The organism is Microcoleus sp. F10-B2 (assembly GCF_036704965.1).
GTDB lineage: Bacteria > Cyanobacteriota > Cyanobacteriia > Cyanobacteriales > Microcoleaceae > Microcoleus.
The window spans coordinates 83193-97486 of sequence record NZ_JAUBTB010000018.1 but is presented as its reverse complement, the minus strand read 5'-3'; the positions used below and the strand labels follow the sequence as shown (position 1 = coordinate 97486).

General features: G+C 45.0%; 12 protein-coding genes. 6 read left to right on the top strand and 6 right to left on the bottom strand.

Annotated features, from left to right (window positions below):
- Positions 1-28: 28 nt before the first annotated feature.
- From QUA99_RS09800 to hetZ, 5 genes are all read right to left on the bottom strand, one after another.
- Positions 29-358 (bottom strand): hypothetical protein, encoded by a 330-nt coding sequence (locus QUA99_RS09800; protein WP_333235839.1) that lies wholly within the window; start codon positions 356-358, stop codon positions 29-31.
- Positions 359-704: 346 nt separating this feature from the next.
- Complete coding sequence (locus tag QUA99_RS09795; protein WP_333235840.1) at positions 705-914, bottom strand: hypothetical protein; 210 nt, start codon at positions 912-914, stop codon at positions 705-707.
- A gap of 106 nt (positions 915-1020) precedes the next feature.
- Positions 1021-3387: a DUF3488 and DUF4129 domain-containing transglutaminase family protein gene (locus QUA99_RS09790; protein ID WP_333235841.1), complete on the bottom strand. Its 2367-nt coding sequence runs from the start codon at positions 3385-3387 to the stop codon at positions 1021-1023.
- A 506-nt stretch (positions 3388-3893) separates the two neighbouring features.
- A complete protein-coding gene (locus QUA99_RS09785) occupies positions 3894-4964 on the bottom strand; it encodes a hypothetical protein (protein WP_333235842.1) in 1071 nt (356 codons plus the stop codon).
- Entirely contained in the window at positions 4957-6138 is a 1182-nt protein-coding gene (gene hetZ, locus QUA99_RS09780) for a heterocyst differentiation protein HetZ (RefSeq protein WP_333235843.1), read from the bottom strand. The genes QUA99_RS09785 and hetZ overlap by 8 nt, the downstream gene beginning before the upstream one ends.
- A gap of 151 nt (positions 6139-6289) precedes the next feature.
- Between hetZ and QUA99_RS09775 the strand changes: the two genes are divergently transcribed.
- Complete coding sequence (locus QUA99_RS09775) at positions 6290-6754, top strand: hypothetical protein (RefSeq protein ID WP_333235844.1); 465 nt, start codon at positions 6290-6292, stop codon at positions 6752-6754.
- 196 nt (positions 6755-6950) lie between these two features.
- On the opposite strand, the gene sds is transcribed toward QUA99_RS09775, so the two are convergent.
- On the bottom strand, positions 6951-7922 hold the full coding sequence (gene sds, locus QUA99_RS09770) for a solanesyl diphosphate synthase (protein WP_333235845.1): 972 nt from the start codon (positions 7920-7922) through the stop codon (positions 6951-6953).
- Between the two features lie 1562 nt (positions 7923-9484).
- Between sds and QUA99_RS09765 the strand changes: the two genes are divergently transcribed.
- The 5 genes from QUA99_RS09765 (at position 9485) to QUA99_RS09745 (ending at position 14256) form a co-directional block, all read left to right on the top strand.
- Complete coding sequence (locus tag QUA99_RS09765) at positions 9485-9712, top strand: helix-turn-helix domain-containing protein (protein WP_333235847.1); 228 nt, start codon at positions 9485-9487, stop codon at positions 9710-9712.
- A 370-nt stretch (positions 9713-10082) separates the two neighbouring features.
- Complete coding sequence (locus tag QUA99_RS09760) at positions 10083-10247, top strand: hypothetical protein (protein WP_333235848.1); 165 nt, start codon at positions 10083-10085, stop codon at positions 10245-10247.
- Between the two features lie 38 nt (positions 10248-10285).
- Positions 10286-10546 carry a transposase gene (locus QUA99_RS09755; protein ID WP_333235849.1) on the top strand — a complete coding sequence of 87 codons (261 nt, stop codon included), beginning with the start codon at positions 10286-10288 and terminating at the stop codon, positions 10544-10546.
- A gap of 535 nt (positions 10547-11081) precedes the next feature.
- Complete coding sequence (locus QUA99_RS09750) at positions 11082-11255, top strand: ATP-binding protein (RefSeq protein ID WP_333235850.1); 174 nt, start codon at positions 11082-11084, stop codon at positions 11253-11255.
- Between the two features lie 448 nt (positions 11256-11703).
- Complete coding sequence (locus QUA99_RS09745) at positions 11704-14256, top strand: CBS domain-containing protein (RefSeq protein WP_445250997.1); 2553 nt, start codon at positions 11704-11706, stop codon at positions 14254-14256.
- The last annotated feature ends 38 nt before the right edge of the window (positions 14257-14294 follow it).

Here is a 14294-nt window from a genome sequence, read left to right as displayed (position 1 = left end):
TCTTTCACCGATCGCGTCATTGGATTTCTCACCGGATGGTCTTGGATTTTACAGTCTTTATCTCTATCACATCTTTACAAAAATGGTATAAGGAATGCCGATCGCACCCCGTTGCCGTCTTAAACTGCCACTCAATCTTATGACAAGGCGACTGGGCATAATAAGCCCCACACAACCGAATCGGTTCCATTTTCATACCCACTCCAGCAGGCGGCAACATCTGGACTAACCGATCGCCCCCCACGCCTATCACCGCCGCCAACGCCTCCAACTGCTGAGGAGAAGGAGGCGGATTAAACCGAAACTTTTCCCAACGGGCGATCGCACCCATTGGTGACAAGTTAAGACTTAATTGCATTTGTCAATCAGCAATATTACTCAAAAAAACTGCTTTTTTAGGAGTGGAAAATTCACGATTTAAGAGGGAGTAAGTATAAATATCACCCTCGGCACGATCGCACGATCGCCCAAATCTCAGTTTTCTACCCAAAATCCGAGTAAATGTTGAGCATAATTGCTGATTGACAAATGCTTTCTTAGCTTAACTTGTTACCAATGGATCGCACCTCCTAACCCCGCCATCTTACTCAACCCATTCGGCGTTAACTTATTCGCCCGTCGAAACCGCCCCCAAAAATGGCTCAAACTCTCACCATCCAACGGTTCCACCCGAAACACTCAAGGCTGGATATCGATCGCTTCCATCACTTGTACTCCCCAGTAACTTCTTTGAGAGTTTCCAAATCAATCCTTGATAATCCCTTCTTCAAAGCCCGAATCGCCGCCTCCCTGAGAATCATATCCAATAGCCCCACATAACCCCTAGTCGCCTCCCCCAAGACCTTTAGCATCGGCTTACTATAAAGATTAGAAGCCACTGGTAACTGCAAAACCTTCTTTTCCCAAACCTCCACCGCTTAAACTCCTGCCCCGACAACTTACCAAACCGAAGACTTAACCGAAAACGGTTATAAACCTGTTCATCCCGCTTAATCACCGCATCTAAGCGATCGGTATCGCCTAAAACCAGCGCTTTTTGAGTTTCTTCAAGTGCGATCGCCTCAAATTTTCCACCAACTGCCGCAACTGGTTCAAATTTCCCGCTTCACCGCCGTACTTCCAGCGCACGTAAGCTTGCGAAACTTCATCAATCACCTCAGCTTCATCAGTTGCATGATTACCGCGCATAGCCTCAGCATACTCCAAAGGCGTTTGAGCGCGAGGTTTCACAAATCCCCTACTCGCCAAATCCTTAAGCATTTCCTGATAAACCCCCTCCACCGGCGGCAATTTCGCCAGCCAGCGGCGGTGGCGCCATTTGCGCCACAGTTGCCAAATTAACCAGCCAATAAAGCCAAAGCCGATCGCAGCAATCAAGCCAGTAAATAACCCCACCCAACCCCTAGCAAACTGGCCCACAAACCAGCCCACAATCAAACTGATCCAGCCAATTACAAAACCTATAACTGAATCCAGCCCGCTTCTGAGAGGAGTCGGTAGCCAACCCGCGATCCACTTCCAAAACGATTCGATCGCACTAAAAGTCTGGTTGTCTTCCACCGAAGCCGGAATCAGCGGATAACCGGGAATCGGATTAAAAGCAAACCAGCCGTGATTGGGAAAATATACCTCTGTCATCAAAAAAGCGTCGGTATTTTTCACAATATACAAACCCGTAAACGGGTTAAATTCCCCCGTATCGAAACCGCCCGCCAGTCGCGCCGGAATCCCGATCGACCTCAGCATAATTGTCAGTACCGTCGAAAAGTGGTCGGGATATCCACCTGTAACTTTTTTGCCATCCTGGGTATTTTTGTAACCAAACAGAAAAGCCTGGACTAAATCTTCACCTTCCTCTAAGTAAGGCAAAGCTTTTTCAATTTTATAATTAGGGTTTTGCTTCAAATATTGAGCTAAGTACAAAGCTTTTTCGTAAGGAGAATCGATCGGTCTGTCCGACTGAGATACTCTAGTTCTTGCCGCCAAGATTTCTTCAGTTTTTTCTCGCACCTTCTGGGCAATTTCCGGCGGCACATCCAAATAGAACTTGCGAATATTTTTCGGGTAATTAGTACCAGTTTTCCCCAACAAAGAGCGATCGCGAAAAGGCACATTTGAAATCACCGTATAAGTCAAACCTTCCGCCAATTCCACAGGCGATCGCAAACCCCCCTCCGCATCAATCGCCACATCGGTCGTCGGAAAATAAAGTTCCCTCGGCTTGTTTAAAGCCGGAATCAAATTCGGCAACTGAGCCACAATAGTATAACTTTGAATCACCTCTTGGAAGCGGGGCGCATTGGGAAACGGATTCAGATAAAATTGATAAGACCACCTAGGTCTATTCACCTTAAAAGCGTCGTCGTTGCGAGAAATTTCCCAACCCTGACCGGTGTATTTGTCAAATCCCAACACGCGCCAAAAACCCGCCGCCTGCGATCGCACCCGCATCACCACTTGAGGTTTCATTTCTCCCCGCAAATTTTGATTGATGCGCTGGTTGAAACCGTAATAAAAAGTAGAGTCTACCTCTCCTGGTCCAGAGTCTGGGTTTCTCCCCCTGCCTCCGCCAGTCCCTTTTTCATTTCCCCCTCTGACATACCCAGGATTCAGAATGCTGCGGGAGTCAAACTCGCCCTGATATTCAATAGGAGCACTCACCGGAAAAGTCCGCAACTGATAGCCAGGGAGGCGCGGCAAAAACGCAAAAATAGTCAGCCCCAACCCGACAGTTATCAGCAGCAGCCAACCAAAATACTTTGGGGATAAAGTAGCAGCAAATAGCGACAGGCTTTCATTTTTCCCTTTACCTCGTGCTTTTTCGCCAATGACTTCTGGCTTCAAAAATCCCAAGCGCGATCGATAATCCAACACCAAAGTCGGCAGCGCTAAAGCCAAAAACAACAACAGCAGCGGCCCAAAAGTCAAGGTTTGGCTGAGAGTCGCTGCTACCCCCAACAAAATTAGCCCGATTACCATCGAGTAGCCTAAATCCTTGCGGCGGGGCAAATCAAAACTGTGCAGAACTTGAAGTTGGATTAACAGTTGCGCCAAAACTAACCGCGTATCGTTCAATTCTCCCACCAAGCGGCTAAAAAAAGCGAACAGCGCCACCAGCATTCCAATAGCTATGCAGAACTTAGCAGCTACATTGCGATCGCGGCGGCGGTACCAACTCCAAGTTGCTCCCACAATACTAACAGGCACAGCCCACAAGTTCAGGGCTTCTTCAGCAGCAACGTCAGTAGCTACAATTCCCACAATTACCAACAACTGAACTAGGATTCGCAGCAGTAAAGAATCCTCAACCACCGGCGGAGGCATAGCCTCGATCTGCTCCCACAGCTTACCCAAAACAGGTATATTTCGCAGGTTATCAGTTGTCATGTGCACCCATCCAACGATTTTAGATTTTAGATTTTAGATTTTAGATTGAACCCACAGATTAATCTGGGTTTTAACTAATATCTAAATCTGATTTCCCTGTCAAACGATTTTAGATTTTAGATTTTAGATTTTATCCACATATCGATCTGGGTTGTAACTAATATCTAAATCTTATTTCCCTGTCAAACGATTTTAGATTTTAGATTTTAGATTTTATCCACAGATTAATCTGGGTTGTAACTAATATCTAAATCTTATTTCTCTGTCATTAGATTTTAGATTTTAGATTTTAGATTTTATCCACAGATTAATCTGGGTTGTAACTAATATCTAAATCTTATTTCTCTGTCATTAGATTTTAGATTTAATCCACAGATTAATCTGGGTCTTAACTAATATCTAATTTTTGGGGCTTTCCACGACAGAAGTCGAGGGATTGCATCTGTTTGTGTGTGAGGTCAAACCAGAGAGTAAAAACCTAAATTATTTACTCTAATTATACCTTTCTAGTTGCTATCTTGTTCTGCCCAAATTGGACGAATAGCAAACATCAAAGGTCTGGTCTCGAAGTTTTGGAATCGAACTTCTAGAGCATAATTCTTGTTAGGTTGTGGGTCAAACAACTCCACACTTAAATGCCCGGAATTCGGACGATGTGCTGTTGCTTCGGCATCTCCTCCCTTGAGTTCCAAACTTCCTGCCCCTGGAAATTGGCACTCAACTCTTAAACACGGCATTGGCTGTTCTCTGTTGCGGTTCGACAGGTATTGAGCCTCCAGAGTCAGCGAACCCAAACCAGTCAGCCACTCCCGCGAAACAGGTGCCTGATTCACAGGACAATCCAAAGTTAGAGACTCAATGATTTCCCTGGCGGCCAATAGCGACAGCACCATTTGTTGATCGGTACTCGCTGCTTCGTAATTCGGGAAATCTTCTAAATCTAGAAGTCCCCGCAAAGAACCTCTGAGCACTAAACCAGCTAACTCGTTAAGTTCCTGAGATTGGCCCGGAAACAAGCTATCTACAGCGCGAACTAACTTCGAGCCTTCCCGCAGCGACGACATTACCAGTTCCTGACAAGGTTCTAGCAGTTGAGCAAAAACCCTTTCGGCGATCGGAATTGGCAGGCGGCCCCACCTGATATTTTGTAGTTGGGGAGTCCAGAGGTGCAGGGGGGGAACCCATTGCGGGGCTACATCGTCTGGGTAATCGTGGTCGTAGCTTTTGAATTCTGTTTCCCAGGGGAACAGCGGCGGGTTAGATTCAATTGCGGCTCTAAGCCTTTCTTTTAACAAGGTCTGAAAACGGTCTTGCACGGTCGGTATTTCTCCAATTGTCAGCGGTTGTGCGGGTGCATTGCTGTGCGCCCCCACTTGATAGTCCAGCGGGTCTGGTTCGTCCCATTCCCAGTATTCCACCCCGGAATTCTCTTCTGTGTCGCCCCACTCTTGTGAGCGAGGGGACGGATTGAGGTTTTCCTCATCTTGGCTAGAGGCATTCGCGATTGGCGCCTGCAATATCCAGTCTAAAAAATGGCGCTCGAAAGCCTCTGCATCCCTGTTCGTTTCGTTATTCATCACTAGATGCCCCTTCTCCGGAATCTGAACGATTTCGCAATTCCCACGCAAGTTCCAGCAATTTAAACCACCGCTTCTGTACCTGGGCTACCGTGCTGCCCAGGGTTTGGGCGATCGCTGACTCTGACAGACCTTGTTGCTTCAACTTTAGCAAACGCTGTCCCTCAGGGCCAATTTGCTCACCAAAATCCTGCCACTGAGAAGGCAGCAAACCCAGATTTCGATCTAAGTCTGCTTCCAGCCACTGGTGAACGAGTTCCCAGCGGTGCGACATGGCGAACCTGAGCAAATGGTACTTGAAGCGCTGCTGCAAATAGTCTCTTTGGCGGGGAGTTATGCCCAGGAGCGACTCTATTTCATTAGTCGGCAAGTCTTGCAAGCGCAGCACGAAGTAATCAGCGCAGTCTTGTTGGTTGCGCTCTTTCAAGTAAGCGACTAATTCGTCAATCACGTTTTGCCGCAGAGATTCTGACTCGTCGCCTAGCGGGCGAATTGCCGCCGAACCCTGTCCGGCCATCGCTTCCCGCACCGAGTGCACCGAGGTGTCGTTCCAAGTTTGGTCGGAATCAGAAGCCCCTCCGTCGGCGGCTTGTTCCATATCTACGGAGGTTTCTTTGGGCTGCTGCTGGGAAAAGGTTTGGGCCCGTAAAATAATTAGTTGCTGGCTGCGGTTCCGAGGCAAAGGAATGCGCCGCTTGCCGAAGCGCTCTACAAAAGCCATGTACTCTGCTAGTTCTAAGCGAGTCCGGGGACTGTAGGTAGGTGGCAGTTGGGTTTCGCGCCGGAATGCCTTTAAAGCTTCGAGATAAAATCCTTGCAAAAAATCTTTGATCAGTTCTACTCGCGCCTGATAGCTAGACTGCACCTGCGGAGGGGTGATGTAGCGATAGACGATCGCGCTGAGGGTACTGTGCAATTCTACTCGCCCGGGCCCGGAACCTAAATCGTGATAGTGGAGGCATTGTTGCAAGCGGTGCTGGGCGAGACTTAGGGCCGAACCTTCTATGTCTCCAGAGGCTTGAATCCGCTGGCTTTCGGTGCATATCCTGTTGACTTCTGCTGCGAGTCGTCCTGCTACATCCCGGCAGTTCTGCTCAGACGCGCGAGTGGACTTTTTGAGTTCGTCTAACAGCAGTTGAAAGATGGTTTCCACGCTCTGGCAGATTTCCCGCATGATAGTTTACAGCTAACAATGAAACTAGCACACCCTGCGACTTTAAATTTGGGATTTTACATTTTATAGTGGGCAGTGCTGGGTATCACATACTTGGACGCCCACCTGTTACCCTGAAATTCTTAAACTCAAATCTCAAATTAACTGACTGATGGATTTAGACCAACAGATTCAAGCACTGATCGAAAAAGCTCCGCCCGACGGTTCGACGCCACAAATCTTAAAGGCGATCGCTCCTGCCCTGGTGTTGATTGCCCAACAGCTACAGCACCTGGAATACTCGATCTTGCAAGCGGTAGACCAAAGTTGGGCGATCGTGGTTTTGAGCAATCTCAAGCAACCGGGACGGGAAAAGAGGGTGATTTATGCTTGGAGCAGTCTTAAAGATGCGTCGCAGGCGGCGACGGCTGGGGGCGATCGCCTCAGACCGGTGACTTTGCCTGTCACTCACATTTTATTTCAGATGATAGCTCTTGAAGGTCTAAACAGCGTTGTTTTTTTTGAAAGTCCAGGCAATCAGGAAGTGGGGACGGAAATCCCTCGCGAGCAAATACAGAGCTTAATTAACGTTTACTTGCAACAGTATCGATCTGCTCCGCCGCCGGATATTGCCTAAACAACTCTATTTTCTATTAATTGGTAATAGGGCATTAGGTATTGGGCATTACCCATTACCAATTCCCCATTACCAATCAAGTCTGTCTTGGACGCGCAGACTCTAACTGTAGGGCGATGCACACCGCACCTTAGCACTACAGATAGTGTAAAAAATGATTTCTTGCCTAAGTCCTAAAAGTGTAACTTTTTAACCTCTAATAAAGTCTGCTCAAAACGTATTCAGCCAAATCAATCAAAGCTTGACGGGATTCTGAATGGGGCAGCGCAGCTAAGTATTCGACGGCTTTCTGTGCGTGATTTGTGGCTAGTTCTCGCGATCGCTCTATGCCTTTAGAATCTTCTACCAGTGCCAGGGCCTGCTCTATATCTCCTTCTTGAGCAAACTCGCGATCGACGAGAACTTCCAAGAAAGGCTTTTCTTCTAGGGCAAATAGCGCTGGTGCTGTCAGATTACCGCTTCTGAGATCCGAGCCTGCTGGTTTGCCCAAAGTTTCCGTTGAAGCGGTGAAATCTAATATATCATCTACTATTTGGAATGCCAAACCAATGTTGCGACCGTAGTTGTACAAATCGTCTGCTATTTCCGGTGAAACCTGGCTCAAACAGCCCGCTGCTTTGGAACTGTTGGCAATTAAAGACGCTGTTTTGTAATAACTTTTTTCTAGGTAAGCTTCGATCGACAAGCTGGTGTCAAATCCATTGAGTCCCTGTTGAATTTCCCCCTCAGCTAAATCCATAATCACTTCTGAAAGCAGTTTGACTACTGGCAGGTTGTCGAGATTTGCCAAATGCCAGGAAGATTGAGCAAACAGAAAGTCCCCCGCCAATACTGCCACTCGGTTGTTAAACCTACTGTGAACCGTCGGCACTCCCCGCCGCAGATCCGACTCGTCAACCACGTCGTCGTGCACTAGACTAGCTGTGTGGATCATTTCCGTGATTTCAGCGAGGCGGCGGTGTTTTTCCGTGATTTCCCCATCGGGCATAGTCGCCTTGGCCATCAACAGAACGATTGCGGGTCTCACTCGTTTTCCCTTTGTGCCGAATAAGTATTCTGCAGCCGCGTACAAGATGGGATGACGGGCACCCACTAACTGTTTTAAGTTTTCTGTCAACAGTCGCAGGTCTTCTTCAACCGAGGAAAATAGGAGAGTGCTAGAGATCATGAATACGCCGACTCAAGCCGTAAAGTAACAAAATTTTACATATCATATCTTTATTTTAAGGTAATTCTCTGTAATAGAAAAGAAAAATTTAGGCGATCGTGAGTTATTTGTCATCTGCAAGCCGATGGGAGTGACCCGACTGCCAGAGACGACGAGTAGCCCCCGGCCAGATGGGTTGCCCCTATTGTATCGAATTGTTAAGGACACTGCCAAAAAATCTCTAAATCCCAGAAACCCTGTGTTATTATGGCTATTAAGGATTTAAACAATTCTATACATTAAGTACAGCCAGACTGGCAGGTAACTTTTAGGTGCCTGTAAAAGTTTCGTAGAGCCAGCCTTGTTAGTCGATCGCAGCGAAAATTTCTGGGACAGATTTTTAGTTCCTCGCGGCTAAAAGTTTTCAGAAGTTAAGAGTAGCGCATCTTATGTGCACGGTAGCTCAAAGCAGCTAAAGTGGATAGTTTTAGGCTGTTTAAGCATCTGTAAAGCAGTAAATCATTGTTGATGACCGGGAACGCCTAAATGTTCCCGCAGGCTTGATATGGAAAAGCAGCCTTCAGAACCAAGGCATGGTCTTGCGTGCTGACTTAATGTAGTAGGTCTTGAACTTGTCCTCCTCCTCCTAGTCCTTGACTTTTGGTTCTAATTATGATTTATCGCGATATTCCTCTAATTATTCCCATTCTGGCCGCCGGCTATGTAATGACTATTTATGTACTGCTGATGTTGGCCGAACGCAGCGCTAAAATAACTCGATTAGGCGAGTAGTGCACTGGACTGCAGCCGAATTCGGCTGCAGTGCCCTGGCTTCACCGCAGAGAATTCCGAATACTCAATAATAACCCTGCCTTGAATGCTTGCGCACAAAGGCAGGGTTATTATTTACAATTGCCGGCACCGCGATTTTCTGGGGTACAAGTTACTGCAAAACTTAGGACAATTTCCAGGCCTAAGCATGGGGACGCTTATTCCCATGCGAAAAATTTGGCGACCAGGAACGACAAATATACGAATAAACCCGGTTTATGCGGTCTGCGTGCGTAAGCGAACTAAGTTTTGAGGTCGTAGTCTGAAACCTTGATTTACCAGAAAGCTTATAGTGTGCCTCGGCAAGAGAAGCCCTCTTACCGACCGCCCTGAAAGCTTTATTCTACGGTTGGCAATCAAAAACTGTCCGAAGTGTTGCTGTAGGGAAATTCACCGATTTCTGCTTTTTTCAACGCGGCTTGGGGGTCGTTTTAAACGCCGCATCTCAAGACATTCAACCGGCAAATAAGTTAGCAAATTTGGCTTTAAACTTAGTATTGATGTTCAATGCCAAAAGCCTGTGAGGCAGGATCTTATATGTAGTAGCAGCTTGTATCGCTCACATCAAATATCGTGTCGTGGAAACCCTAGCAATGTTCCTATAAAGCTATCAAAGCGCTCTCAAAAAGGGAGATTTTGAACTTGTCGGTTATGGTGACAAACCCAAATATAGCAATTCCATTTTAGATGTAAATATGGATTTCTATGGTCAAATAGAAAAGTTTGATAATAAATGAAAGGGAAGAAAGCAAATGTCAGCCAATCAAAATGAAAAAGAAAGACAAATAGAAGGTTTAATCAAATTTATAAATAGTAATGGAGACTCGCGAGAAATGAAGAGATCCTTAGCCGTAAAACTGGCTCTACAAGGTTATGTGTACAGAGCGATAGAAAATATACTAAATGTATCTCAAGGTTATGTAAGTAAATGGAAAAAAAGATTTATAACACAAGGAATACCAGGTCTAAGATTAGGCTAGAGAGGAGCGAAAACCAAGCTAACAAGAGAAGAGGAAGAATCAACCATAGAGTGGTTATCATGCCAAGAATATTGGGATATATCCGAACTAGAAATATATTTAATAGAGGAGTACGATGTCATATTTGCATCGAAAGAAAGTTACTATAAGATTTACAGAAAAGCGAAGATAACCAGACAAAAAGCTGAAAAAGTAAATCCGAGAAAAAATGAAGAATTAGTCAAAAAAAGAAATGAAAAAATCAACCAAATTCTCGAAGATAATAGAGAGGAAATAGAGTCGGGACAGCTTGTAGTGTATGCAATAGACGAATGCCATTTAATGGGAGGAGACATCTTCTGGTGAAGCATGGGGAAAGTCAAAAGAACGCGTGGAAATACCAATTAATAATTATCAAGATAGACAAACTTATTATGGTGCATTAAATTTGTTAGAACCAGATTTAATTCTCGAAAAATATTCAACAGGAAATGGAGAAAATACTGTCAAATTTGTCGAAAATTTACAAAAAAAAATGTCGGAAAAAGATTGTTAATATTTTGGGATGGAGTCAGACATCATACCGGAGAGAATATGCAGAATTTTTTAGCAAAACAAAATGAAGGACTAGCCCCTTCGGAATGGAAAATTACTTGTGAACTTTTTGCCCCGAAGGCCCCCGAAGAAAATCCAGTTGAAGCAATTTGGTTTCAATTAAAAAGTTTGCTCAGGAGGTTTTATCGTTTCGGCAAAAATTTTAATATTGTTAATCTTTTATTTCAATTGTTTGCTAAATATAATCTTTTCAATTTTCCTAACTTGAAAAGATTTGATGCCTTTTCACAATTCATTTAGGATTGCTATATCAATATTCCTATTTTTTTATGGCAAGACCTTACAGACTTCTAACATGAAATTGCCGCGTCTAGCAACCTGCTAGCTTAACTCAAAAATCAATAAACTTGCAGTGCGATCGCTATATTTGATCGAACGGTGCTTAACTGCCTGACTCAGGCCGATATTCCCTGAACTTTCTCGACACCTTGCCAAGCAGAGCATCTGCTGCTACAGATAGAGCAGCCCAAGTAGTTTTCGCTTGAAAAAGATATTCTCGCTCTCACTGTACGGGAGAAAAGTAATTGCCAATATTAGTGACAGTATTGAAACTATATTAACTCTTTATTTCAACCAAAAGACAGATGACAATTTGTCCGACATTATCAAGATCGACGGCTTCAATTGCGGTGTTATCCAGCCGAACTAAATCAAGTTTGGCAAAATCTGATTCACAATGCTTTACAAGCGGCGGACAATTGCCGAGTTTTAAACGTAGAGGCGAGAGCATAAAATCAGAGCCTGCTCGTCAGCGGCAAAGGAATTCCCCGGGGATTTGATTTGGCTGCGAATATTTGAGCCGTTCTTTACCACAAAACCAGGCGGCGAAGGCAGCGGGTTGAGACTGGATATTGTTAAAAAAATTGTGGAAAAACCTTCGGGTAAAATAGAAGTAACATCAGTTCTCGGTCAAAGAACCTTTATTTTGTCAATTTCGATCGCCGTTTAGCGCTATCGGGAGCATCTCATATTTGTAAAAATACTTCTTTTGGCTCCTTCCTTCTTCCTCTTTCCTTCTTCCTCGCAGCCTCGGGCCTCAAAACTCCTGCCTCAAAACTCCAATTTCTAGCTTGGCTGCAAAACTGAGATGCTCCCAGCGCTATCGCACTAAAAATGCTACCGATCCGCGACTAAAAATCCAACTCTAGACCGATGTCAAACCTCGATTGCGGTCAATCGATTTTAGATTTTAGATTTTAGATTTTAGATTGACTTGCGCGAGATAAATGCGGGGGCTTGAGGATTTTCGATTTTCGATTTTCGATTGATTCCACGGATAAATCACGTGGCGGGTACCACCTTTGAAATTCTTGGTCAGCGTGCCGCGACTGTAAAATCTGAAATCTAAAATGGTATTAATAGCTGGTTCCGCCTGCATCTATCCCCTTGATTTGCCCATGTCAACAACAGTTTCTGATACCCACAGCTTGCTAGAACAGGCGATCGACCCCAAACTGCCTGTGCTGCCTCCAGACACACCCTTGAAAGTCGCAATCGCTGCCATGACTCAGGCGAGGGCCAGTTGCATTTTAATCGCGTTTGAGCAGCAACTACTCGGAATTTTTACAGAGCGCGATGTTGTGGAAATAACTGCTAGGGGTATTTCGCTAGCAGGGGTGGCAATTTCTGAGGTAATGACTGAAAACCCGATCGCCCTGAACCTCAATACAGCGGGGAATATCTTCAAGGTATTGAGCATATTGCGATCGGCAAAAACCCGTCATTTGCCCCTCACAGACGAAGGTGGCAACTTGCTAGGCGCTATCACCTGCGAAAGTATCCGTCAAATCCTGAAACCGGGCGACTTGCTGAAAATGTGGCGCGCCGAAGAAATTATGACCGCAGAAGTAATAGTTACCTCAACCAGCGCCTCAGTTTTAGAAGTCGCAAAACAGATGACAACCCAGCGCAAAAGCTGCACAGTCATTTGCACTGACAGCGACAACAAAAATCAGAAACCTGTCGGCATAATTACAGAACGCGACATTGTTAAATTCCAAGCTTCTGGACTCGATTTCGCCGGCACTCCTGTCACCGCCGCGATGAGTTTTCCCCTGATACCGTTGCACGTAAAAGCCACATTGTGGCAGGCTCACCAATTAATGCAGCAGCACCGCATCCGGCGCTTGGTGGTGGTGGATGAGGAAGGATATTTAGCCGGTATTGTGACCGAAATTACCCTGCTGCAGGCATTAGATCCAGTAGAAATGCACGCGAATGTCGAGCTTTTGCAGGAAACAGTTGCCGAAAAAATTCAGGAGTTAAAACTAATGAACGAACACTTGCAAAAAGAAGCGTTTCGGAGAACAGAAGTAGAGGAAAAGTTGCGGATTATAAATGAAAATTTAGAAGAAAAAATTAAACAGCGAACTTTAGAATTAATTAATGCTAACAGTCAGTTAAAAAAGGAAATACAAGACCGCGCCACCGCTGAAGCAGAAGTCCGTCGCCTCAACGCCGAACTCGAACAGCGAGTTTTAGACCGCACGGTTCAACTAGAAGCCAGTAACGCAGAATTGCAGCAAGAAATTAGCGATCGCAAATTGATTGAAGAAAAATTGCAGTTTTCTGAAAGCAAAGTCCGCGCAGTTTTTGAAGCGATGACAGACCTCGTTCTACTGCTAGATATTCATGGCAACATAGAAGTTTTACCGACAAATATGGCAGCTTTTTCCGATCCGGATTGCGATATAGTCAGCTCGACCATCGAACATTTTTTTGACGACGACAACCCGGATGATTGGTGGGTGTTAGTTCAGCAAGTGTTAGAGACGCAACAAACTCTCAATTTTGACTACAGCTTAACAGTTAGCGGTCGCGAGATTTGGTTTTCCGCTTGCATTTCTTTGTTCTCAAAAGATGCAGTAATTTGGGTTGCCCGCAACATCAGCGCCCGAAAACTAGCAGAGTCAGCGCTGTCCCAAAAAAATGCAGAATTAGCTCATACCCTGCAAGAACTGAAACGCACTCAAAAAGAACTGATTCAGTCAGAAAAAATGGCAGCCCTCGGACAGTTAATTGCCGGAGTTGCTCACGAAATCAATTCTCCTTTAGGGGCGATTCGCTCCTCGGTGCAGAACATCGCCGACTTCTGGGCCGAACAATTGCAGCAGTTGCCGATGTTTTTCCAACAACTATCCCCGGAACGGCGGCAGGATTTCTTTGCTTTGTTGCACAAGTCAAGCCAAGAAACGAACAGCTTATCTAGTAAAGAAAAACGTCAGTTAAAAAAACTTTTGCAGCGTCAATTAGAATCAGAACAAATTGACGACGCCGACAGCCTTGCCTGTACCTTATTAGATATTGGCATTGGTAATAATGTACAACCTTTTTTACCTTTGTTGAAAGACCGCAAAAATCGAAATGTTTTAGAAATTGCCTACCAATTTGCGACAGTCCAAAAAAGCACTAAAAATATTGCTAATGCGACAGATAGGGCAGCCAAAATCGTCTTTGCTTTGAAAAGCTACTCTCGTTACGACCAGTCGGGTTCCAAGACTAGCGCTAATATTACTGACGGCATTGATACTGTTTTAATGCTTTACCACTACCAAATCAAACACGGTGTGGAAGTAGTCAGAAACTATGGTACTGATTTGCCCTCTGTGCTATGCTATCCTGATGAACTAAATCAAGTTTGGACAAATTTGCTTCACAATGCTTTACAAGCGATGGGCAACAAAGGAGTGTTAAAAATTGATGTCAAACACCAAGCGAACGCAATATCAGTCAGTATTACCGACAGTGGCCCCGGCATTCCCCCAGAGATTATGCCGAGAATTTTTGAGCCATTTTTCACAACTAAACCTCCCGGAGAAGGCAGCGGTTTGGGATTGGATATAGTTCATAAAATTATTGAAAAACACCAAGGTGAACTGCAAGTAGAAAGCGTGCCCGGTAAAACCAAATTTACTGTCTCTTTGCCCATCGAAATCCCTAGTTACCCTTAAAAAAATGAGAAACAACCTCCGAAATTTAAAATTTAAAA